We start from the raw sequence: 23,502 nt of genomic DNA on the forward strand, positions 1-23,502 counted from the left end.
TTCGGTGGTTATGGCAAGAGGGGTACACCCGGTCTCATTCCGAACCCGGTAGTTAAGGCTCTTAGCGCTGATGGTACTGCACCCGGTAGGTGTGTGGGAGAGTAGGTCGCCGCCGAAAATATTTTTGTGGAGGAGAAGTGTTTGTGCCCCGTGTTGGGGTGTGGACGCTTCTCCTCCTTTTTCATTTAACACCCGTTTGGGATGGCCGCTCATGATGTGCTCGACCGCTCGGTCGTGAATTAGGCTGATGGCTCACGAGTCATGGGTAGGTGGGGAATTCCGACTTCGTCGAAGGCGGGTCCCGTTGTTCGGAAGCCGAATTGTTCGTACCACCGCTCAAGATATGCCTGTGCGTGGATATGAATGGATCGTCCGCTATTCGCCGCAATTGCCGCGCCCATGAGGCGCCTGGCAAGGCCCAAACCCCGATGCTCTCGTAATGTGGCCACGCGGCCGATCGATGCGGATCCGTCCTTACCAGTCATGACCCTCAGGGTAGAGACGGGAACACCGTCGCACGCTGCCCAGTACGTGGTCGTTGAATCCTCGAGGTCGACTCCATCGAGCTCGGGTTCATCCGTGATGCCTTGTTCCATGGCAAAGACCACAAACCGCAATTGGGCGATGCCATAGGCGACGCGTGGGTCGAGGGAAAGCCACGCGCCGCTGTGCACGGTATAGGCTTCGTCGACAGGCGAGTGGGGCTGGCCGGCGTCGTAATTTTGCATAGGAACAGACTACATTTTCGCCCGTTATCTCTGTTTGAGTCGTCACCTTTTCAGCGGAATGTCGCTGAATGTCCGCGGTATTGCGGATTCTTTGAGCCTACTCTTCTGTGGAATTCGGATAAGTGGTGTAGGTTTCAGGGTGTTATCTCAACCGGGGAGAGGTTCTTGATTACAGCATTTGTAGTATGCGGTGTGCTCCTCGTCGTCCCCGGAGCATTGGTCGCGCTCTCCCTGCGAGTTCGTGGAATCGATGCACTGGCACTCTCGCCCGTGCTTTCTATGGGCGCCATAGGAGCGTCTGCACTCGTGGGAGGCCCGTTTGGCATTCCGTGGAGTCCGGGGACGCCTTTGCTTGTCGGCCTGCTCGTAGCCCTGGTTTTGTGGTCTGGCTCGTGGGCTGTTCGCCGCATGCGCCCCCTGCCCGTGGAGACCACTTCACAGTCGTCTCACGCGTCTCGGGAGCCGCGACGCAGCGTCGGACTCGGCGTGTGGCTCGGTTTAGTCGCGGCAATAGTTTTCGGCGTCTTCCATACTTTGAACCTCATTGACTGGAATATGGAGAATTTCTCCGACGCCTTTGACAACGTCTTTCACCTCAATGCCATCCGGTACGTGATGGATCACGAAAACGCTAGTCCCTTCTTCGTCAGTACGATGACGACGGGCGACCAGCCGCCATATTTTTACCCCGATGTTTGGCACGCACTGGGAGCCCTGATTGCCTCGTTTTCCGGCGTGAGTGTCCCGGCGGCCACGAATGTCATGACGATATGGCTGATTGCTGTGGTGTGGCCGCTGAGCATGATGTTCTTTGTGCGGACACTCTCGCGCAATCGTTACGCATGGTTCTTGTCGGGGATATTGGCGAATGCATTCGCCGCATTCCCGTCGGTTTTGATGTTTTGGGGAATTCTGTACCCGAACATGATGGCGTACACCGTCGTTCCTGTCGTCCTCGGGCTCGGTGTCTGCGCTCTACGGCTCGGCTCGCCCGTTATTACTCGAGGCCGTGCGTTGGTGCTCACCGTGGGCGCGCTCGGCGGCATGGCATTGGCCCACCCCAGCGGTGTGCTGGTGTGTCTGGCCGTCATGCTTCCAGCCATGGTGTACCGCCTTGCGCTTCTGATCCGCTGGATTGTGAGGGGCACATTTCCTCACCGTTCCTATCCGGCCATCGAAGCTCTCTTGGTCCTGATCTTCATGTCCGGTATCCCGATCATTTGGGTGCTGCTGCGGCCAGCGAATGCTGTTCCACAGAATTACCCCATCACGCCGTTCGGAGAATCCGTTCTTCGCGTCTTGGCGATGGCTCCCGCTTTTGACGTGCCCGGATACAGTTCCTACCCGATCAGCATTCTCGCCGTAGCGATACTTCTGGTCGGGGCCGGCATCTTGGTCTCCCAACGCAAGAACCTGTGGCTTCTTGCCTCCTACGGGATGGTTGGCCTTCTGCTGATTGCAGGGATGACCTTCAATTGGCCGATCCGCAACATCCTGACCGGGGCCTGGTACAACGACAGGTTCCGTGTTTCGGCCATACTCCCGATGGTCGGGATTCCCATCATTGCCCTCGGGTTCGGCGCATTATGTGTTCTCGTTCGGCGGCAGCTTCCCCAACTGTTGAGGAATATGCGAGTGAGCCGACGCCGCGCGATCAGCCGTAGCGTCGTCGTGGTGGTGGCACTGGCGCTGTTTGTTCCGCTGGCGACCAACGACACCATGGTGTACACCGTGCGGCATGCACAGGATCGTTTTCGGGTCACCCCCACGTCGGAGATGGTCACGTCGGATCGGTACGACGTCATGAGTCACACCGCCGAGTACCTCGGGCCGGGGGAGAAAGTCCTCAATAATCCGTGGACGGGAGGGGGTATGGCCTATGGGCTCTTCGGGGTCAACACGTCGTCTCACCACCTCCTGGAAAAGCTCGATGCCGACGACGCCTACCTTTCGGCGCACCTGAATGAAGCCTTCGTGGATCCTCAAGTGTGCAATCTCGTGACCCGCAATAAGGCGTACTACGTCTACGACTTTGCCGGACCGCCCTTCATGGGTAATTACGGCGGTCCCACCTTTGCGGGTCTGGCGCGCCTCGAAACGTCGGGAATCACCACGACCGTGTACCAGTCCGGAGAAGCAAGACTCTTACGCATCGATGCGTGCGGGTAAGGTCGGCCACGAACGGAGAGATCGTGAGGCAACCGGGTGGCTTTGGCACTAGGATGAGGAGAGTTTGCCTTGACCCAGCGCACTGAATGGAGGCCCCTGAGTCGATGGAATGGTTGAGTCTGACTCCGGGATTGCTCATAGGCGTCCTGGCACTGCTGGTGCCTGGGCTACTGGTGACTCTTGCCGCGCGGCTGAAGGGATTCGATGCGTTCGCCTTGGCGCCCGCCGTCTCTATAGCGATCATTGCCGTATCGGCGATCGTGGCCGGATCGCTCGGCATCGACTGGGCCCTCTGGGTTCCTCTGGCCGCGGGCGCCCTCGTGGCACTGGTTGCCGGCGGCGTGGTGGCGCTTGCTCGTCGACTCGGCGTCGCGGACTTTCCCGGTGAGCGATCAGCGGCGGACTCGTCTCCCCAACGCCGGGGACGCCGAGCTCCGTGGTCGGAAGCCTCTGGCGCCCGCCGATGGATGCCAGCCGAACATCGAGGCGGCGTGCTGTCCCGCGGGAAGTGGTTCTCTCGAGGACAAGCCACGTACTGGGTCTCGTTCCTGGTCGCGGCCCTCCTCATGGCTCGCACCATCAAGAATTCCCTGGGCGGCCCGGAATGGTTTTCGCAGACCCTCGACAATAACTTCCATCTCAATGCGGTCCGCTTTATCGCTGAGACTCACAACGGTTCCTCGTTTTTCGTCAACGCGATGACGACGGGCCAGGGGCCGATTCCGTATTATCCGGCCGCCTGGCACGACTTTGTCTCGCTGATCTTCATGGGAACGGGTCAAAGCTCCGTTCCCGCGGCAACCAACGCCGCAATTTTCGCGATAGCGGGCATCGCGTGGCCGTTGTCCATGTTATTCCTGGTCCGAGCCACCATGCGGTTCAACCTGCCGGCCGTTCTCGCCGCGGGACCGATCCTGACCGGATTTACCGCCTTTCCGTTTCTGCTGATCAAATTCGGGGTGCTGTACCCCAACTTCTTGGGGATTGCGTTATTGCCCGCTGGCGTGGGCATCGTGATCAATTTCTTCCGCATGTCTCGGGTTCGCCGCGTGGACACTGTGCAATGCATCGTACTTGGCATCCCGGTGGCTCTGGGAGTGGGCCTGGCCCTTCCGAACGCCCTGATGTCGCTTCTCGTCATCGCCGTGCCCGTGGCGGTGGTGCGCGCAGTGCTCCAAATCGGGGGTGGCATCATGCGCCGCTCTCGGTGGTGGGCGGTTCTGTTGCAGGTCGTCGCGATCGCCGCGCTCTTGGCGGCGGTGTGGTTCCTTTGGGGCGTTATTCGTCCTGCCCCGGGAGCCTCAACATGGGGCCCCTCGAGCTCGGATACGCTCGCCTTCGGTGAGGCTTTGGTCAATAGCCCGGTCAGCGAGGTCTCGCCACAGTGGGTGGTTTCGGCCCTCGTGGTGATCGGCGCGTTGGCCATCCTGTACGCCCGGCGTAACCACTGGCTCGTGCTCTCCTACGGCGTGCTGGTCTACTTCTACATCAGTGTTCGGTGGCTCAAATGGGACCAAGACCGCATGTGGATCACTGGAGTTTGGTACAACGATCCGTTCCGGGTGGCCGCCCTCCTGCCTGTTCTGGCCATTCCCTTGGCGGTCGTTGCCATTCACTGGCTCAGTGAAGCCTTGATGAACTCCCGGCTCAGCGCCAGGTGGTCGGGGCGGCGTCGTCCAGCGATGAAAAAAACCGTCGGGATCGTGGCGATGATTCTGCTTGCGGGATATACCCAGGCCGTCGGACCCATGAAGGAGATGGTGGGCCAGACCTACGCGACGTACCAACCGCGGGCCGATTCACAACTCATCACGACAGACGAACTCGATGTCATCGATCACGTGAATGCGCTCGTTCCCCGCGACCAAAAGATCGTGACCATGCCCTGGAACGGCGGAGGCCTTGCCTACGCGCTCGCGGGCCGTCACGTCACCGCCTCGCACGCCCTGTACATTCCGACGCCGTCGGTCGACATCATCAATCATTCACTCAACGAAGCCGGAAGCGATCCCAAGGTGTGCTCGGCCGTTCACCAGGAGAACGCGCGATATGTCCTGGATTTCGGGAAAAAAGAGGTGAACCACGGTGACCATAGTGAGCAGTACGCGGGACTCGCGGACCTCGAACAACGTGGCCTCGCCACTACGGTCTATCAGGCCGGGGACGCGAAGCTCCTGAAGATCACGGCGTGCGGCGAAAACTGACGATGGCCTGCGGCTTTGGACGGTACTCGGCGCTCATGGCGCCGCCACGCGCAAATACGGTCGCGGCCGGTGACCAGGTAGGCTGAGAGGACTATGGCTAACTCACCCGACGCTCAACGAACGCTGAGCTGCCTCATCATCATGCCCGCGTGGAATGAAGATGAAGTCATCGGATCGACCATCCGGGAGCTTCAATCCACCATGCCCGGCCACGATCTGCTGGTCGTCGACGACGGGTCGACCGACAACACGGCTCGCATTGCGCGCGCCGCGGGTGCCAGTGTGCTTCAGCTGCCGTACAACATGGGAGTCGGCGGAGCCATGCGCGCCGGATTCAAGTACGCACAACGCCTGGACTACGACCGCGCGATCCAAGTGGATGCCGACGGCCAACACGACCCCCGGGACATCGAGCGAGTGCTCGCTGGATTGGATCACGCCGATATCTCCATCGGTGCCCGATTCGCCGAACGCGGCACCTATAAAGCCACCGGGCCGCGCCGATGGGCCATGAACCTGTTAGCCCTGATGTTTTCGCGGGTCGCCAAGACCCGCTTGACCGACGTGACGAGTGGTTTCCGGGCCGCTAACCGACGCGCGATCTCCCAGTACTGCCGGTACTTCCCGGCCGAATACTTAGGGGACACGATCGATTCCCTGGCGATGGCCTTGCGCGCCGGGCTTACGGTGACTCAAGTGCCCGTGGAAATGCGTGAGCGTCAAGCCGGAAAGCCGTCCAATAATCCGTATAAGGCAGCGATCTATTTGATCCGCTCCATGTTCGCCTTCTTCATTTCGATGACGCGCAAGCGCATGACCGTCAACGAGCCCGAGGGAGGCAGTGAATGACCACGGCATCCATTTTCTTTCTGATCCTGGGCCTGATCCTTGTGGTCTCGGTCCTGCGACTGGTTCGGAACCTCAAGCTGCGTGAGAAGTACGCGGCCCTGTGGCTGCTGACCGCTCTGGTCATCGCCGTCCTCATGGTGTTCCCCCGCCTGTTGGATAAGGTGGCCTCCCTGGTGGGAGTGGCCACCCCGGTCAACCTGCTGTTCCTCATCGGGTTGGTCTTGCTCTTGGGCGTGTGCCTGCACCTTTCCTTGGAGATTTCGCGACTGGAAGATGAAACGCGGGTTCTGGCCGAGGAAGCTGCTATCCAGCGCTCCTTGCTGAATCGCCAGCTCGAAGAGATCAGCCGCTTTCGTAATCCCACACAGGCCATGCCGATCGTCCAGGCCGACGACGAAGGCCCCCACGCCGTCAAAGCCCACGGCTCCAGGGCCGCTGGTGAGACGAAAGACCCTCGGGACGCGAGCCGCCCCGAGACCGATTTTCCCCAACATCCGATACACGATGCCGAGTCCAACGACACCACGGAGAAGCCATGACCGTTGACATTTTGTTCCCCTACTACGGAGACGTTGCCCTCATGAAGCAGGCGGTCGAATCCGTGCTGCACCAGACGAGCGACGACTGGCGCTTGATCGTCGTCGACGACGGCTACCCCGACGAATCGATCCCCGGTTGGTTCGCTTCCCTCAACGATGAGCGCGTGACCTACATGCGCAACGAAAAGAACCTCGGTGCCAACGGGAACTACCGTAAGTGCCTGACCTTCGTCGAAAACGAACTCGTGGTGGTCATGGGCGCGGACGACGTCATGATGCCGAACTACATCGAGTGGTTCATTCGCGCCGCGGAAGAGCACCCCGAGGCCGGCATCTTCCAGCCCGGTGTGTTTGTGATCGACGAGAATAACGCTCCCTCGAACACGCTGGTGGAGAAGACCAAGGCATTCTACCGTCCCAACAGCACCACGGTGCTTAAGGGCGAAGACCTTGCCGTGTCGATCCTTCGCGGCGACTGGCTGTACTTCCCGTCCCTCGGATGGCGAGCTGAGACCATCGTGGGCCTGGGCTTCCGGGAAGGCCTCGACGTCGTTCAGGACATGTGCCTGGTCATGGACGTGGCCATGTCCGGTGGCGCCTTGTTCTACGACGAGACCGCCGCCTTCATGTACCGCCGTCACAAGGCCTCCGACTCTTCGTGGCGTGCCCTGGACGGCACCCGCTTCGATGAGGAGCGCCGCTTCTTCGAGATGATGCGGGAAGAGATGTCAGCCCTCGGTTGGAATAAGGCTGCGAACGTCGCTCGCCTGCACCTCTCCTCCCGTCTGCACGCTGCGAGCCTTCTGCCCAAGGCCGCCAAGATCCAGAACTGGGGCGGGGTCAAGAACCTCGCGTCTCACCTGGTCAAATAGGGCCGCACGTGGATCGAGTCGGCGAAGGGGAGGCCCCCTACGCGAGCGGTATGGGCTCCGAGGTAACGGCAGAGAACAGTCCGGACCAGAAGTCCATCTCGAAACGGGAATCATCGACGATCCTTCTGGCGTCGTTAATTTCCGCGGTCTCCGCGCTAGGGGCCACGTTCATCGCCAAGCACGCCCTGTCCGGTGAAGGGGTCACCGAATTCCTGGTGTTTTGGTCGGCCCTGTTCGGCATCTACGGCATCGTCTCGGGCGTGCAGCAAGAGACGACGCGCGCCGTCGGGGCGGCCGAGCTGAACCGACGTGTTGGCACGGGGCCCTCATCGGGCACCCGCGTGATGCTCGTGGCCGCCGGATTCGGCGTGGCCATTGCCGCGGTGGTGGGGCTCAGTTCCCCCTTCTGGGCCCAAAGCCAAGTGCCCACCGGAATGGGATGGGCCGTTTTCCTGATGTGCTTCGGCTCCTGCCTGTATGCGGTGCACGTCGCCATGAGCGGTGCCGCCGCGGGACGGCAGAAGTGGTTCCAATTTTCGGGACTCGGCGGTGGCGAGGCCGCGTGGCGCCTGATTGCCATGATCGTGGTCGCGCTCTTCGCCGGCTCGCTCGGTGGCCTCGAGGCAGCAACCGTCTCGCCCGTCCTGTTGTGGATTCTCATTGCGGCATTCACACGGGAAGGGCGCAAGACCTTCGCGGTTCGGGCCGACGTCGGCGCCGGACGATTCGTCCAGAACATTCTGTTTGCCATGGGCTCCTCGACCGCTTCGGCCGTGCTGATGGTGGGGCTTCCCGTGGTGCTCAAAGCCAGCGTGGGCGACGACGCCTCGAGCAACACGAAGATCGGGATGGGGGCGTTGATCCTCGCGATCTCGATTACCCGTTCGCCGATCATGATTCCCCTCCAGGCCTTCCAGGGAGTGGCGATCTCGGCATTTCTCAAGCAGCGACATCGCCCGGTTGCGGCGATGGCCAAACCGGTGGGCGCGCTGCTGGGCATTGGCGCGTTGGGTGCGGCCCTGGCCTGGGTCATTGGTCCGTGGCTGTTCTTCCTGATTTACGGGCCAAAGCCTGAAGAGGCCGCCGCGTATCACGAGGTGATTCACGGATGGCTTCTCGGATCCCTGACCTTCGGCTCGGCGATCATGGCCTTGCTCGTGCTCTCCGGGACTGCGGTCTTGGCACTGAACGCGCACCGGCTCTACATCATCGGCTGGGTCGTCGCTGCGATCCTCGCCGCCGCGCTCCTGTTCTTGCCGTTGGACCTCGTTCCTCGCACCGTCATCGCTCTCTACGTGGGGCCCGCCGTCGGGTTCGCGGTGCACCTCATCGGCATGGTCTTGATCTCGCGACGCACTCCGGGGCCCACGCCTTTGGAGGAGTCCGCGGCCGTCGACGGCTGAACGAATCTGCGGCAGACCACTACGCCATCTGGGCGGAAGTGCGCAATTTTCCGGCCCTGAGCAAACGCCCTGACGCGCAGCGCGAATTTCCTCAATTGAGGTGGGTATCCTTTGGGAGGTAAAGACAACCACAACGAGGTGGTGCAGTCTTCTAGGAAGGTAATTGACGTGCCCTTAAACCAGCAGCCCGGTTCCGATGAGACCGACAACCGTCAGCCACACAGTGGAGGTGGCGGAAGCGACTCCGGTGGACCCGAAGCCTGGATTAAAACCTATTATCAGCACGCAACGCAGGACGATCTGGCGGAATTCAGCGAAGAAGAGCTGACCCAGCGCGCCCGCTTGCACCGGCAGCTCGCCGAGACCCGCGAGCCTGGCGGAACGAACGTCGAGGTCGTGCACCACGGCAATTCGTGGATTCTCATGGTCGTCACCGACGACATGCCGTTCTTGGTCTCGACGGTGACGTCCGAGGTGGCCGCGCGTTATGGCGGATCGGACGCGTTGTTTCACCCGCTCTTCATCGTCAACCGCAATCGCGAGACCGGCGCCATCGAGGAGCTGCGCGGTCTGAACCTTAAGCAGCCGGTGGCCAGTGGTGACACGGCGGTATTGCCGTCGTTGGGCCGAGCAACAGGCCGAAACAGCGCCGTGGAGTCCTGGATTTCGGTGGAGCTTCTCGGGCGACAGTCCGAACAGACCGCGCAAGAGATCGCCCGCAGCGTCCGCACCGTCTTGGCCGATGTCCGTCACGCCAACGACGACGCCGAGGCCATCCGAGACAAAGTCATCGCCCTATCTGAACGAGTGGGTTCTCTCCCCGAGCCCGTTCGGACCGGTGGGTCGGAAGCGCCTGATGCCGCCGAGCACCCGCGCGTGGTTCAGGAATTCCTGAATTGGCTGGCCCGGGACAACTTCCTGTTCTTCGGATACAAGGAACGCGACCTGCGTGACGGTCCTGAAGGACCGAGCATTTGGGACCGCCCCGGAACCGGCCTCGGGATCCTCGCGGACCACTCCGAAAACGCCGACGAAACCGTGGGCCCCACCTGTAAGCACCTCACGGGCCTCTCTAAGGAGAACGCCCGCGATTCCAAGATCGTCTACATCACCAAGGCGAATTCTCGGTCGACGATTCACCGTCACGAATACCTCGACTACGTGGGTGTCCGCGACATTGATGCCAACGGCCGTGTGATCGGCGAATACGTGCTCTTGGGGTTGTTCTCCCTGCAGGCCTATTCCCTCCCGGCCACCGAAGCTCCCCTCATGCGCGAACGCGTCCGGGTGATCCGGAACCGCTTGGGCTTCCAGCCCGGTTCCCACTCGGATAAGACCCTCACCGGCATGATCGAGGACTACCCGCGCCTGGAGATGCTTCAGGCTGATCAAGACAGTCTCACCGAGACTTTCGCCGGCATCATTGGGTTGGAAGAACGTCGTCGTACGCGGTTGTTCCTTCGACCGGACGAATTCGGTCGTTTCGTCTCAGCCGTGGTCTTCCTGCCGCGAGACCGCTACAGCACCAGCGTCCGATTGCGCATCGAGAAGGTTCTCAACGAGACCATGGATTTGGCCTCGATCGACTTCGAAATTCGCCACTCTGCCTCGGCACTGGCGCGGTTGTTCTTGCGCTTGCGTCTCACCGAGCCGAATCACATCCCCGATGTCGACGTGGACGCCCTGGAGAAGAGGCTTCAGGAGGCGACCCGTTCGTGGCCTGAGGCATTGGAAGAGGCAATCGGCGCACAGAATATGCAACTGGCCTCTCGATGGGTCAACGCGGCACCGGTGACCTACCGCGCCGACTACGACATCGCCGAGGCCGTCGCCGACGCCGGAATCTTCGAAGAGCTCGAATCGGCCGGTCCCGAACGCCCTGCGGCCGTGCGGATCCACGGAACCGGGCCCGACGCTGCGGCGAACGGGGTCAAAAACGAGTACCGGCTCAAGACGTACCTCCGCGAACCGAAGACTTTGACCGAGCTTCTGCCGATCATGCAGAACCTCGGGCTCACCGTCGTCGACCAGAAGCCTTACGATCTCACGACCGCCGATGGCCGCAACTTCTTGCTCTACGACTTTGGGGTGACCTTCCCCGAGGGCGTCCGTCCTGAGGACATCGGCGACCTTTATGAGCAGGCCTTGTGCGCCGTTCTGGCCGGTCGTGCGGAGTCTGACTCGCTGGATCGTCTCGTGCTCGGCGAGAAATTGCCGTGGCACACGGTCTCGGTCTTGCGCGCCTACGTGCGGTACCTGGTCCAGCTCGGCACGGGTCTCTCACAGAGCTTCATGGCTGACACTCTGTTGGCGAACCCCGCGGTGACTCGCCTGGTGGTCCGACTGTTCGAGTCCAGCTTCGATCCCGCCACGGGAGAGTCGACCGAACAGCGTCAGGCCCGCCGCACGGAGATCCTTTCCGAGATCGACGACGCCCTCAACCAGGTGCCCACCCTCGACGCCGACAAGATGCTGCGCGCCCTGACGGAGGTCGTGGCCGCCACCGTCCGGACGAACGCGTACGTCGGGCACGATTCCATCGCCGTCAAGCTCCTGCCGCAAAAGATCAGCTCGGCTCCGCTGCCGCGTCCCGAATACGAAATTTGGGTGTACTCGCCCCGCGTTGAAGGTGTGCACCTGCGCTTCGGTGACATCGCGCGCGGTGGATTGCGCTGGTCGGACCGTCGTGAAGACTTCCGCACCGAGGTACTCGGGCTGGTCAAGGCCCAGATGGTGAAGAACGCCGTGATTGTGCCGACGGGCGCCAAGGGTGGCTTCTTCGCCAAGCAACTCCCAGACCCCGCGAAGGACCGCGAGGCCTGGATGACCGAAGGCAGGGGAGCCTACAGCCTGTTCATCCGGTCCCTGCTCGACGTCACGGATAACTTGGTGACCGACGAGGCGGGTCAGGAAAACGTGGTGACCCCGCACGACGTCGTCGCGCTCGACGGCCACGACACCTACCTGGTGGTGGCCGCGGATAAGGGTACGGCGTCGTTCTCAGACCTGGCGAACTCGATCTCTCAGGAGTACGGCTTCTGGTTGGGCGATGCATTCGCCTCGGGTGGCTCGGTCGGTTACGACCACAAGGCCATGGGCATCACCGCTCGTGGCGCGTGGGAATCGGTCAAGCGGCACTTTGCCGAGCTTGGCATCGATTGCCAGAACGAAGAATTCACCGCCGTGGGCGTGGGCGACATGTCCGGAGACGTGTTCGGCAATGGTCTATTGCGCTCCGAGCACACCAAGCTCGTGGCGGCCTTCGATCACCGGGACATCTTCATTGATCCCAACCCCGATCCGGCGACCTCCTTCGCCGAACGTCAACGGCTGTACGACACCCCGCGTTCCTCGTGGCAGGACTACGCTCGTTCGCTGATCTCGGCGGGCGGTGGCGTGTTCTCCCGCGCGGAGAAGTCGATCGAGCTAACCCCGGAGATCCGTGCGGCCCTGGGGCTTTCGGAAGGCGTCACGCGGTTGGCGCCCGCCGACCTGGTCTCCGCGATCCTTAAGGCTCCGGTGGACCTCTTGTACAACGGCGGGATCGGAACCTACGTCAAGGCTGCTTCCGAGACCCACGGCGAGGTCGGGGATAAGGCCAACGACGTTCTGCGCGTCAACGGCGAGGACCTGCGGGTGCGCGTGATTGGCGAGGGCGGAAACCTCGGCATGACCCAGCTTGGCCGCATCGAAGCCGCCCGCAAGGGAATCTTGGTCAACACGGACGCCATCGACAACTCGGCCGGCGTGGAAACCTCCGACCGTGAGGTCAACATCAAGATCCTGGTGGATCGTCTGGTCGCCAAGGGTCTCTTGGACTCGGCCGAGCGCGCGTCGTTCATTGAGGCACAGACCGACGCCGTCCGCACGCTGGTATTGGAGACCAACCGCGAGCAAAACGGCCTGTTGCAGGCTGAGCGGATGGGTACGATGCCGACCAACACCACCGCGGCACGCTTGATGGATCACCTCGAAGACAACGCGGGTCTCAACCGAGAGATCGAGTTCCTACCCTCGGACGATGAGCTTGAGGAGCGCATCGCGCAGGGGTGGGGTTTGACCGGTCCGGAGCTCGCGGTGCTGACGGCGTACGTCAAGATTCACCTGACCAGCGCCCTGCTCGAGAGCGGCTTCGGCGATGACCCGTGGCTCGAAAATATCTTGGACGAATACTTCCCCGAGGCCGTGACCAGCCGCTTCGGAGAGTATCTGGCCGAGCACCCGTTGCGTCGGGAGATCATCTGCACGCGCGTGGCCAACGAAATGGTCGACGTCGCCGGGATCACCTACGCTTACCGGGCCATCGAGGAAACCGGGGCTTCGGCGGCGACCGTGGCGAGCGCCTTCTTGGTGACTCGCGAACTCTTCCACATTCGCGAGCTCATGGCGGCGCACCGTGATTTGCCGGCCAGCATTGACCTTTCCGCGTGGAGGTCGATTGCCCGCGAAATTCAGCGTGTGATTGACCGTGCGACTCGTTGGCTCATCAACGAAGGATCGTTGGCGACCGGCGACCTGCGCCATGAGGTTCCGGAGAACGTGCAGATCAAGGCCGTGATCGACCGGTTTGCGTCGGCCTTGGAGCTGGCCCCCGAGGTCCCGAGCCTGTTGGGCGAGAAGGCCGCTGCGCAGCTTCGCGAACGGGAGCAGAAGGCCCTCTCCTGGAATATCCCGGCGGGGCTTGCCGCTCAGTGGGCCCGCTTGCTGGACGTCTTCCCGCTCATGGATATTGCCGTGCTCGACGAGGAGACGGAGTGTGACCTGCGAGGTTCCGCGGTGCTGTACTACGCGTTGTCGGACCGGTTCAACATCGACCGGTTGCTTGCGGCCGTGTCGCGTTTGCCGCGGAGCGACCGGTGGGAGACTCTGGCGCGCTCGTCCTTGCGGTCGGATCTGTACGAGACCGTCGCCGCGTTGACCGTCACCGTGGCCCGGGAAATTTCGCACGGGGAACTGAACGGCGGATCGGTTTCGTGGCCGAAGGATCCCGCCGCGGCCCATGAGGTTGTGGCTGCTTGGGAAGAGCAGCATCCCGTGCATTCCTCCCGCATCGAGCGTCTCATGGGAGAGCTCGGCCAGGAGCTGGAGGGCCATGATGTTGCGCCGCGGTTGGCGACGCTCTCCGTGGCGGTGCGCACCCTGCGCGGCCTGATCTAGCGGAAGAACCCTCGGGGCTCGAGGCTCCGTACGACGGCGCGATGGCTGAGGTCATCGCGCCGTCGTGCGTTAACGGAAGCTATCCGGGTGGCCCGCAACGGGGGGGCGTTCTACCGGCCGCTCACGAGGATAAACACCACGGCGATGACGGACATGACCGCTACGGCCAGGCTGGCTAGCCCGACCGCGAGGGGGTCGGCATGCAATTGTCCGTGCCGAAGGCCGTGAGATTGGCGGCGGTATCGGCGTCGTTGCGTGAGGTAGATGCCGGTGCTCGTCAGAGCGGCCAGCAGGCTGAGTATGACGACCCACGGCCCGAAGGTTGGCACCCAACGGAGAAAGGAGGCTCCGATCACCCCCACCGCGAGCACCGTTCGGCCCCACGCGAGTACGGTACGTTCGGGCTGAAGGCCGGGGTCGGCGGGTTCGGTGAGCTGGCCTGGCAGGTGGCCCTGGCTCGAAGGGGATGGTTCGGGGGTCACCGCAAGACCATCACGAGGATCAGGCACGCGGCCACCGTAGCGCCCAGGCTGAGCAAGGGGACAATGAGCGGAAGGCTCAGGGGCCTGCCGTGTCGCAATCGGTTCTCGGTGCGCCACCATCGGACGGCGGCGCCGAGGCTGACGAGGAACGCCAGCGCGATCACCAGAACGGCTAGGCCACGGTGCAGGGCCTCGGGGAAGATCCCACTGGCGATGGCTTCGAGCGCGATGCCGCCGGCCAAAAAGGCTAACGCCGTACGGATCCATGCCAAGAACGTTCGCTCATTGGCCAAGGTGAACCGGGGGTCCGGCTCCTCACCACCAGGGAGAAGAGTTCGGGATATTCGGTCGCGCCGTTCGTGCTCTTCGCTCATGAATCCTCCAGGTCGATGCCTGCCTCACACTATATTGCGCCCCGTAACCTGAAGGGCCGATCTCGCTTGAACCAGCCGTGAATTCGCGGGCGATGGCCGGCGTAGCCTGCGTAACGTGCGCCCCACATGCTGAAACGGGATGACTGTGTCCGCCGTCCTCCCCGTACCCTGAAAACAGTGTTACGTGGACCACCACGGTGGTCGTCGCCGGAATCGAAAGGAACGCGCATGGCTGGAAACGAGAAGATCGACATCGTGGCGGAACGAGTCCACTTCACGTTCCCCGAAGAGAGGCTCGATGCCAAGGCCCTTCGCCAGCTGGCGGAACCCGGCGCGGATCATCCCTCGGCGTTACGTCTGGTCCACGGCACGGATTCGGGCTCCGATGAGGCGTCCGAGACTCAGCTTCGGTTGCACGTGTACCTGAGGGAAGCCATTCCGCTCGCCGAGCTCCTTCCCACCCTGCACAACCTGGGGTTGCACGTGATCGATCAGGTCCCGTACCGAGTGAAAGTCGACGACGGCGCCGTCGTTCACCTCTATGACTTTGGGGTGTCCTTCCCCGACGGCGTCGATCCGGACGAGGTTCTCCCGCTCTTGGACGATGCGTTGTGCGCGGCTTTGACGGGCCGAACCGAGGCGGGGTCGGCCAACAGGCTGGTCATGTTCGAGGCGCTCCCGTGGCGCACCGTCGCCGTGCTGCGAGCCTACTGCCGGTATTTGGCGCAGCTCGGTACGGGCTACAGCACCTCGTTCATGGCCGACACCCTGATCCACAATGCCGCGGTCACCCGTCTTCTTGTCGAGCTCTTCGAGGCCGGTCACGACCCCGAGCACGGGGAAAACCTCACCAAGGACCAGCGTCGTCAAGAGCAGGAGTCGATCCGTCAGCGGATTGGGGAAGCGCTCGACGACGTCGACGGATTGAAGGAAGACGAATTCTTGCGGACGCTGACCGACGTCGTCTCCGCGACCGTTCGAACGAACGCATACTTGGGCCAGGAAACCATCGCCCTGAAGCTGCACCCGCGCGAGATCGAGGCGGCGCCCCTGCCTCGTCCGGCCTACGAAATCTGGGTTTATGCGCCGCGCGTTGAGGGTGTGCATCTGCGTTTCGGCGCGATCGCTCGCGGTGGTTTGCGCTGGTCCGACCGTCGGCACGATTTCCGGACCGAGATCCTTGGGCTGGTCAAGGCGCAGATGACCAAGAACTCCGTGATTATTCCGACCGGAGCTAAGGGAGGATTCTTCCCCAAGAACGCGCCCGGTCGCGACGAAGACCCGGACGGCTACCAGCGCGAGGGCGAAGAGTCCTACCGGTTGTTCATTCAGTCCCTTCTGGACGTGACCGACAACCTCGAGACCAACGCATCCGGTGAGCACGAAGTGGTGCACCCCGACGGCGTCGTGATTCTGGACGGCCCGGACCATTACCTCGTGGTCGCGGCGGATAAGGGAACGGCGACGTTCTCGGACTTCGCGAACTCGATCTCCCAAGAGAATGACTTCTGGCTGGGGGATGCCTTTGCCTCGGGCGGATCAGTCGGGTTCGACCATAAAGACATGGGCATCACCGCGAAGGGCGCGTGGGAATCGGTCAAACGACATTTCGCGTCGCTCGGGGTGGACTGCCAGAGTGAGCCCTTTACGGCGGTCGGCATCGGAGGCATGGCGGGCGACGTGTTCGGCAACGGAATGCTGCTCTCGGAGCACACGCGCTTGGTCGCCGCATTCGACAGCCGCCACATCTTTATCGACCCCAATCCGGACGCCGCCCGCTCCTTCCAAGAACGTCAGAGGCTCTTTGACCTCCCCCGGCCGTACTGGACGGACTACGATGAATCGCTGATTTCCGAGGGCGGCGGTGTCTTCAAGCGCACGGAGAAATCCATTCGCGTCACGCCGCAGATGCGCGAGGCCCTGGGCCTGGACGACGAGATCACGAGCCTCTCTCCGGCGCGCATGGTTTCGGCCATCCTGAAGGCGCCCGTGGACTTGCTGTACACCGGCGGCGCGGGCACCTATGTGAAAGCGTCCGACGAGCGCGACCGAGATGCCGGCGATGCGGACAATGATCCGTTGCGCATCGACGCTTCGGAATTGCGGGTCCGCGTGGTGGGCGAGGGAGGAAACCTGGGCCTGACCCAGCGCGCTCGCATCGAGGCCGCCCAACGCGGCGTCTTGGTCAATACCGACGCGGTGGATAACTCCGCGGGTGTGGAAACCTCCGATCGCGAGGTCAATCTCAAGATCCTGGTGGACCGGTTGGTCGAGAAGTCGCACTTGGACCCGGAGGAAAGGGCCGAATTCATCGAGGCTCAGGTCGAGGAGGTCGGTCATAGGGTCTTGCGAAGCAATCGCGACCAGAACATCGTCTTGCAGGCAGAACGCCTCGGAACCCGCCCGACCAACAGCTCTGCCTCGCGTTTCCTCCATTACTTGGAGGAGCATGCCGAATTGAATCGTGCGGTCGAGTTCTTGCCGTCCGACGAGGAACTCGCGCGGCGTCGAGAGCAGGGAGAACTCCTGACGCTCCCCGAACTGTCCGTGATGCTCGCGTACTCCAAGATCGAAGCCACCCAAGCTCTTCTGGACGACGATTTCGGCCGTGATCCTTGGTTGGCCCAGATCTTGCGGGAGTATTTCCCGAGCGCCGTGACCGAGCGCTTCGGGGATCACTTTGAGTCCCATCCTCTGCGTCGAGAAATCATCTGCACGCGAGTGGCCAACGAGATGATCGACACCGCGGGGATCGTCTTTGTGCAACGCATCGTGGAGGAAACCGGTGCCAGCGCATCGACCGTGGCGAGCGCCTTCCTCGTGGTGCGTGAGCTTTTCGACCTTCCACACCTGCGGGAGCTACACCGGAATATCCCGGCGGACACCGACCCGGAGGCGTGGCGCGCCGTCATCCAAGGCATCCAGCGGTTCACGGATCGAGCGGTGCGTTGGGTGGTTCGGAATGGGCTGGTATCACCGTCCGAAGAGGGCGGTGAGGAGGTCATTGAGCCTGCGATCCAGCGGTTGCGACCCGGCGTCGACGTGGTGGATGAGCTGACGGACCTTTTGTCCGACGAGGCGGTTCAGGAACTTCGCGAGCGGGAGGAGGAAGGCTCATCGTGGGGGCTGCCGAAGGAGCTCGCGACGTCGTGGGCCCGCTTCTGGGCGGTGCTCCCATTGCTCGACGTCAGCTTGGTGGCGGAGGCGACCGGCGTCAAAGCGAAGGAAGCCGCGTTGGTCTACTTCGCGGTGTATGAGCGGTACTCGATGCACGAATTGCTGTCCGCCGTGACCGATCTGCCGCGGGTGAATCGGTGGGAGTCGGTATTGCGCGCGAGTTTGCGGGCCGACGTGTACCGGGCGGCCGAGATGCTGACCGAGTGGGTCGTGGAAGGCCTTTCTCAGGCGGGCACGTCCTTGCCGGAGGATCCCGAGAGTGCTCGGAAGGCGCTTCTGACGTGGGAGGAAGATCATCCTGCCGTCGCATCGGGCCTGGCGCGCGTGACCCGCGACATGGCCGACGACATTCGCAAGGCCGCGGAGGACGAAGCTGAGGTGAACGTCGCGACCATTTCGGTGGCCGTGCGCACCCTGCTGAATCCGCGAGGCGACATCTGAGTTCGACCGGAGGGGCCGCTGACCTTGTCGGTCGGCGGCCCTGTCTGCGAGACCCACGCCATGAATAGAGCACGAGGAAGCATGACGACCCACAACCCCACGGATACACTCGACGACTTGGCCGCCGAACTCGGCACGCGCCTACTCACCGATCCCGACCAAGTGCGCGGCTACATCAATGACCGATCCATCGCGGAACCGGAGGGGATGCCGCGGGGCGTCGTCGTCGCGGGCTCCGCGGACGACGTCGCCCGTGCGTTGCGCTGGGCGAATCGGACCCGCACGCCGGTGTCCGTGAGGGGCGCGGGAACGGGTCTTTCGGGCGGATCCTTGGGGTATCCCGAAGGCCTCGTGGTCTCCCTGGAAGCTATGAATGCGATCCTGGACATCGACGTCGAGAACCGCCTGGCCGACGTCGAACCCGGAGTCATCACCTCCGAGTTGGATGCCGCCGCACGCGAGCACGGCCTGTTCTTTGCGCCGGACCCCGCCAGCGCCCACATCTCCTCGGTAGGCGGAAACATCGCGACCAACGCCGGAGGCCTCCGGTGCATAGCGCACGGGACTACCGACGCGGCGGTTGCGGCCTTGGAGGTCGTGCTCGCGGACGGGAGCATCATCCATACCGGGGCGCGCACCATCAAGAACTCCACCGGCCTGAACATGACGCCGCTCTTCGTGGGGTCGGAAGGCACGCTCGGAATCATCACCCGCGCCACGGTGCGGCTGAAACCGGTTCCCGAAGGAGAGCCGCGGACCTTTTTCGCGAGCTTCGACGATCTCGAGTCGGCGGGACGAGCGGTCACCTCGATCGTGTCTACCGAGCCACGCCCGGAAGTCCTGGAGCTGATCGACGCGACGTGCGCTCGCTTGATCGAGGAATTTGAACCGAGCGGGCTACCGCAACCGGAAGCGGCTCTCCTCCTGGGCAAAACGGTGGGGCCAACGGCTGAGCGCGACGCAGGGATTCTCGCCGCGACGTGCCAGCGGTGGGGCGCCACCCAAAGCCAGGTCTTTGAGGGTGAAGAACTCCTGGAGGCCCGGAGACTCGCCAACGGTGCGCTGCTGGCCGGGCGCTACGCCGTACATTGCGACGTCGGCGTTCCCGTTGGAAACCTCGTGGAGATGATGCGCGGCGTTGAGGAGATCGCCGCCGAATCCGGCCGTGGTGTGAGCATTCTGGCCCATGCCGGCGATGGCAATCTGCATCCGGCCATAGAGTCCGACGAAACCCCAGAAGACAGGAAGCGGGCCGAAGAGGTCGTGGACCGGATCACCGAGCTCGCAATCAGTATGGGTGGGGTCATCACCGGCGAACACGGCGTCGGTTCCTTGAAATACCGGGAACTTCCGCTGCAATTCGACGAACCGACGTTGAGGGCCCAGCGCGCGATCAAAGCAGCGCTGGACCCTCACGGAATCTTGACGCCCGGCCGGGGAATCTAGCCGCCGGCGGGTAGTTACGCTTCGTCGATGAGCCGCTCCGCAGCTCGTTCGGCGATCATGATGGTGGGCGCGAAGCGGAACACGTCGTTTGGTGGGGTTACCCGGGTTGGGTGGTGTTAGGCCTCTTGGGTGGGCCCACCGCTATTAGGAGGCGATGTAGCCGCCACCTAATGGCATTAAGCACCTCAGAACTCGGGTAACACCACCGAACAGGGACGGTTTCCCTCCCTTCCCCTACGTCAGGTCAGGGGTCAGGCCCACTCAACTGGGAAACCGCCACCTGATAGCCGAATGCCGCACCCAGGGCGAAAAGGGGGCGGCTATGCCTCCACTAACCGGTTGAAGGCCAGCGTTGCCAGGGCAGCAGACTGCACCGGAAGTACCGAGTCGTCGAAGCGGACTTCGGCGGAATGGTTCATGGGTTGGTTCCAGGGGTCTTCGACGGGGTACGAGGCGCCGACGAACATGAAGGTTCCCGGCACTTCTTCCAAGACGAACGAAAAGTCTTCAGATCCCATGCGTGGCTCGGGAACTTTCACCACGGCTTCGTCGCCCACCAGCCTGCGGAGGGCGGCGGCCGAGCGTTCGGTCTCTTCCTCATCACACACCGTCGGCGGGTATTGCGTGGCGAATTCGACTTCGGCAGTGCATCCGTGAGCTTCCGCGATATGTGTCGCCAGGCGGTTCACGGCCACGCCGAACTTCTCGCCGGACTCGCGGGTCATGGCACGCACGGTTGCGCCGAGGCTGGCGTCGTCGCCAATCACATTGACGGCGGCGGTTCCGGCCTGAAGCTGCGTGATGGTCGCGACGACCGGGTCGAAAACGTCGAACTGTCGGGTGACCATGGTCTGGATGCCGGTGGCGATTTCGGTCAGTGCTGGCACGGGATCCAGGGCCGAGTGCGGTGCCGAACCGTGACCACCCTTGCCATGCACGACGACGCGCAGGCTGTATGCCCCGGCCATGATGGTTCCCGGGCGATACATAAAGGCACCGAGGGGCATGGGGACCACGTGGAACCCGTACGCTGCGACGGGTCGTTCGCCCGTGACGTCGAGAACCCCCTCCTCGATCATGGGTGCTGCGCCTCCGGGGGATTCTTCTCCAGGCTGGAACATGAAAATGACCTTGCCGGGGAGCTCCTCCCGGTGTGCGCTCAGGATCTTAGCGGCGCCGACTAGCCCTGCGGTGTGCAGGTCGTGTCCGCACGCATGCATCGCCCCGTTGGTCGAGGCGAAGTCTTCTCCGGAATTTTCCTCAACCGGCAGCGCATCCATATCGCCTCGAAGCAGGACGGTCGGACCGGGCAACTGTCCTTCAAGAACCGCCGTCACGGAGGTCACCGACTTTCCACGGTGAATCGTCAGGGGGAGGCCATCGAGGGCGTCGATTACGGCCGATTGCGTCCAGGGAAGGTTATTGCCCAGTTCGGGATGCCGATGCAAAGAGCGCCGGAGGTCTTTGAGCTCCGTGGCGAGTGCGTTGGCGTCGGGCAGAAAATTGGGGACGGACTGTTGGGTGAGGCTTTCGTCGGCCATGGTGAAATCTCCGCATCTTGAAATATTGCGTCACTATATTGTGTGACGCGGCGGAGGGCATGTCCAGGAGCTCGACGACGCCCATGGCAGGGCCTCACACGCAGCGATACGGCCCAGCCATGGGACGGAAGACCGGCATGGTGCCGATCGCCGTGACTACCGTTCGGTAAAAATTGGTTCAAAGAATCGAGCCAATTCGTCCGTGGCGGACAGCGGGAGCACGGCGGCGACGTACTGGTCCGGGCGCACCACCACGACGGCGCCATCGCGACTGACCTCGCGCTCCGCGAAGATGTCGTCGTCCGGTAGCGTCGCATAGACCTTCTCGAGGTACGTCAGCTTGAACGGGCCGACCGTCGGCTTAAAGATTCGCGGGACGTCATTAATCTCGACCTCCACGTGCGGCTGCTGATAGATGACCTTGGTGTCGAAGACGGCGTCGTCGTCCGCGCCCTGAGGGGTGTACCGCACCTGCGGGGACGAGGGGTCCTGGGCGAACCACTCGGCAAAGTCGGCCAATTGCGAGGGTTCGCCGGCGGACGGGGTATCGGCAAAGATGTAGATGCGCCACCGACCGTCCGCCGTGGCCTCGTGACCGATCTGGCGTGGGACGGCGTCGCACACCCGGTGGGCACGAGCCGAGTGGAATCGTTTGCCGACCGGGAACCCCTTGGCGGCCCCTTGATGCTCCGTACCTGAAGTGATTATGGACGGCGTGTACTCGGTCATGAATCCCGCCGGGAATTCCGCTGTTTTGACGTAGAAGTCCTCCAGGGTGGAGGCGTCCGGAAGATCTTCCGGCTTGGCCGCCATGAGACTGGACCACTCCTTGTCGAAGTCGATCAGGTTCTTCGCGATGACCTGGCGCTCGGCGGAGTAGGTGCTCAGCAGCGACTCGGGACTCGTCCCGGAAAGGACGTGTCCGAGCTTCCACCCCAGGTTGAAGCCATCCTGCATCGAGACGTTCATGCCTTGTCCGGCCTTGGCAGAGTGCGTGTGGCAGGCGTCGCCCGTGATGAAAACGCGGGGTGTGCGTTGGCCGGACTGATCTGCGGGGACGTCGTCGAATTTGTCGGTCAGCCGATGCCCGACCTCGTAGACGCTATGCCACGCGACGTTCTTCACGTCCACGCTGTACGGGTGCAAGATCGCGTTGGCTTTGGCAATGATGTCCTCGATCGTCGTCTTGCGCACCTCGTGGTTGTCGTCCGCGGCAACCTCGCCGAGGTCCACGTACATGCGGAAGAGGTGGCCACCCTCGCGGGGAATGTGAAGGATCGAGCCGTGGATGGACTGGATCGCGCATTTGGTGCGAATGTCCGGGAAATCCGTGGTGGCCAGAACGTCCATGACGCCCCAGGCGTGATTTGCGGTGTCTCCGCTGAGCGTGCGACCGATCGACTGCCGGACGGGGCTGCGGGCGCCGTCGCATCCGACGACGTACTTCGCTCGGACGGTGCGCTCCTGACCTTCGTGCTCGCCACTGGTGTAACGGAGCTTGACCGACACCGGGTATTCACCGTCGCTGGTGTTCTCGAGGTCAAGGAATTCGATGCCGTAGTCCGGCACGATGCGCCCGGGAGAGTTTTTGGCGAATTGCGCAAAGTGGTCCAGCACGCGGGCTTGGTTGACGATCAGGTGGGGGAATTCGCTGATTCCCTGCGGGTCGTCTACGGGGCGAGCCGTGCGAATAATGTTTTCGGGGTTGTGCGGATCGGGCTTCCAGAAGCACATCTCGGTCAGGTGATATGCCTCGTCGATGATGCTGTTGGCAAAGCCAAAGGCTTGGAAGGTCTCGACGCTGCGAGCCTGAATGCCGTCGGCCTGGCCGATCTCCAAGCGACCAGGTCGCCGCTCGATGATGCGCGCGTTGACCTCAGGGAATTGCGAGAGTTGAGCGGCAAGGATCATGCCGGCGGGGCCGGACCCGACGATGAGGACGTCCACCGCATCGGGGAGTTCCTCCGGTCGGTCGATGCCGAATCCTGAAGCCTCCTCACGAGTCGGATCGCCAGATACATAGCCGTGATGGTGGAACTGCATGGAGCGGGTCTCCTTCCCCAACCACGATGTTGGAGCCACGATTGCTTCGGTGTGTTCTATATGAGAACGTAGAATTC

14 protein-coding genes and 1 rRNA gene are annotated in these 23,502 nt (G+C 62.7%); 10 read left to right on the forward strand and 5 right to left on the reverse strand.

Features of this window, described 5'->3' with window-relative positions:
• Positions 1–118, forward strand: a 5S ribosomal RNA gene (gene rrf, locus B9Y51_RS04360).
• Between the two features lie 121 nt (positions 119–239).
• Here rrf and B9Y51_RS04365 read toward each other — a convergent pair.
• Positions 240–728 (reverse strand): GNAT family N-acetyltransferase, encoded by a 489-nt coding sequence (locus B9Y51_RS04365; protein ID WP_085528929.1) that lies wholly within the window; start codon positions 726–728, stop codon positions 240–242.
• A gap of 165 nt (positions 729–893) precedes the next feature.
• Here B9Y51_RS04365 and B9Y51_RS04370 point away from each other — a divergent pair, with 165 nt between their 5' ends.
• The 7 genes from B9Y51_RS04370 to B9Y51_RS04400 all read left to right on the forward strand — a co-directional run bounded on the left by B9Y51_RS04370 (position 894) and on the right by B9Y51_RS04400 (position 13,921).
• Positions 894–2,897, forward strand: a complete 2,004-nt coding sequence (locus tag B9Y51_RS04370; protein WP_143468000.1) for a DUF6541 family protein — start codon at positions 894–896, stop codon at positions 2,895–2,897.
• A 104-nt stretch (positions 2,898–3,001) separates the two neighbouring features.
• Positions 3,002–5,101, forward strand: a complete 2,100-nt coding sequence (locus tag B9Y51_RS04375; RefSeq protein WP_143468001.1) for a DUF6541 family protein — start codon at positions 3,002–3,004, stop codon at positions 5,099–5,101.
• A 93-nt stretch (positions 5,102–5,194) separates the two neighbouring features.
• Positions 5,195–5,950 (forward strand): glycosyltransferase family 2 protein, encoded by a 756-nt coding sequence (locus tag B9Y51_RS04380; protein WP_048683359.1) that lies wholly within the window; start codon positions 5,195–5,197, stop codon positions 5,948–5,950.
• Positions 5,947–6,489, forward strand: a complete 543-nt coding sequence (locus B9Y51_RS04385) for a DUF2304 domain-containing protein (RefSeq protein ID WP_085528932.1) — start codon at positions 5,947–5,949, stop codon at positions 6,487–6,489. Before B9Y51_RS04380 ends, B9Y51_RS04385 begins: the two co-directional genes overlap by 4 nt.
• On the forward strand, positions 6,486–7,361 hold the full coding sequence (locus tag B9Y51_RS04390) for a glycosyltransferase family 2 protein (RefSeq protein WP_048683357.1): 876 nt from the start codon (positions 6,486–6,488) through the stop codon (positions 7,359–7,361). The genes B9Y51_RS04385 and B9Y51_RS04390 overlap by 4 nt, the downstream gene beginning before the upstream one ends.
• Before the next feature lie 8 nt (positions 7,362–7,369).
• Positions 7,370–8,764, forward strand: coding sequence for a polysaccharide biosynthesis protein (locus tag B9Y51_RS04395; RefSeq protein WP_245826064.1), 1,395 nt, complete (start codon positions 7,370–7,372; stop codon positions 8,762–8,764).
• A 168-nt stretch (positions 8,765–8,932) separates the two neighbouring features.
• Positions 8,933–13,921 (forward strand): NAD-glutamate dehydrogenase, encoded by a 4,989-nt coding sequence (locus tag B9Y51_RS04400; protein ID WP_085528934.1) that lies wholly within the window; start codon positions 8,933–8,935, stop codon positions 13,919–13,921.
• Positions 13,922–14,031: 110 nt separating this feature from the next.
• Here B9Y51_RS04400 and B9Y51_RS04405 read toward each other — a convergent pair whose 3' ends face one another.
• A complete protein-coding gene (locus B9Y51_RS04405; RefSeq protein ID WP_173834737.1) occupies positions 14,032–14,430 on the reverse strand; it encodes a DUF202 domain-containing protein in 399 nt (132 codons plus the stop codon).
• Entirely contained in the window at positions 14,400–14,777 is a 378-nt protein-coding gene (locus tag B9Y51_RS04410; RefSeq protein WP_048683351.1) for a YidH family protein, read from the reverse strand. Before B9Y51_RS04410 ends, B9Y51_RS04405 begins: the two co-directional genes overlap by 31 nt.
• 228 nt (positions 14,778–15,005) lie before the next feature.
• Between B9Y51_RS04410 and B9Y51_RS04415 the strand changes: the two genes are divergently transcribed.
• Both B9Y51_RS04415 and B9Y51_RS04420 read left to right on the forward strand, forming a co-directional pair.
• Positions 15,006–18,395 (forward strand): NAD-glutamate dehydrogenase domain-containing protein, encoded by a 3,390-nt coding sequence (locus tag B9Y51_RS04415; protein ID WP_158088250.1) that lies wholly within the window; start codon positions 15,006–15,008, stop codon positions 18,393–18,395.
• Between the two features lie 81 nt (positions 18,396–18,476).
• The gene (locus B9Y51_RS04420) at positions 18,477–19,841 is read left to right on the forward strand and encodes an FAD-binding oxidoreductase (protein ID WP_085528936.1); all 1,365 of its coding nucleotides are present in this window, start codon (positions 18,477–18,479) and stop codon (positions 19,839–19,841) included.
• Positions 19,842–20,161: 320 nt separating this feature from the next.
• Here B9Y51_RS04420 and B9Y51_RS04425 read toward each other — a convergent pair whose 3' ends face one another.
• Positions 20,162–21,382, reverse strand: coding sequence for a M20 metallopeptidase family protein (locus B9Y51_RS04425; RefSeq protein ID WP_085528937.1), 1,221 nt, complete (start codon positions 21,380–21,382; stop codon positions 20,162–20,164).
• 156 nt (positions 21,383–21,538) lie between these two features.
• Positions 21,539–23,425 (reverse strand): FAD-binding monooxygenase, encoded by a 1,887-nt coding sequence (locus B9Y51_RS04430; protein ID WP_085528938.1) that lies wholly within the window; start codon positions 23,423–23,425, stop codon positions 21,539–21,541.
• Between the last annotated feature and the right edge of the window lie 77 nt (positions 23,426–23,502).

This window comes from Kocuria massiliensis (assembly GCF_900169715.1).
GTDB classification, from domain to species: Bacteria; Actinomycetota; Actinomycetes; order Actinomycetales; family Micrococcaceae; genus Rothia; species Rothia massiliensis.

Bases quoted from the DNA above. Each gene is read 5' to 3' on its own strand.
- B9Y51_RS04415 (WP_158088250.1), top strand. From the start codon at position 15,006: ATGGCTGGAAACGAGAAGATCGACATCGTGGCGGAACGAGTCCACTTC.
- B9Y51_RS04420 (WP_085528936.1), top strand. From the start codon at position 18,477: ATGACGACCCACAACCCCACGGATACACTCGACGACTTGGCCGCCGAA.
- B9Y51_RS04430 (WP_085528938.1), bottom strand. From the start codon at position 23,425: ATGCAGTTCCACCATCACGGCTATGTATCTGGCGATCCGACTCGTGAG.
- B9Y51_RS04375 (WP_143468001.1), top strand. From the start codon at position 3,002: ATGGAATGGTTGAGTCTGACTCCGGGATTGCTCATAGGCGTCCTGGCA.
- B9Y51_RS04365 (WP_085528929.1), bottom strand. From the start codon at position 728: ATGCAAAATTACGACGCCGGCCAGCCCCACTCGCCTGTCGACGAAGCC.
- B9Y51_RS04385 (WP_085528932.1), top strand. From the start codon at position 5,947: ATGACCACGGCATCCATTTTCTTTCTGATCCTGGGCCTGATCCTTGTG.
- B9Y51_RS04380 (WP_048683359.1), top strand. From the start codon at position 5,195: ATGGCTAACTCACCCGACGCTCAACGAACGCTGAGCTGCCTCATCATC.
- B9Y51_RS04410 (WP_048683351.1), bottom strand. From the start codon at position 14,777: ATGAGCGAAGAGCACGAACGGCGCGACCGAATATCCCGAACTCTTCTC.
- B9Y51_RS04425 (WP_085528937.1), bottom strand. From the start codon at position 21,382: ATGGCCGACGAAAGCCTCACCCAACAGTCCGTCCCCAATTTTCTGCCC.
- B9Y51_RS04390 (WP_048683357.1), top strand. From the start codon at position 6,486: ATGACCGTTGACATTTTGTTCCCCTACTACGGAGACGTTGCCCTCATG.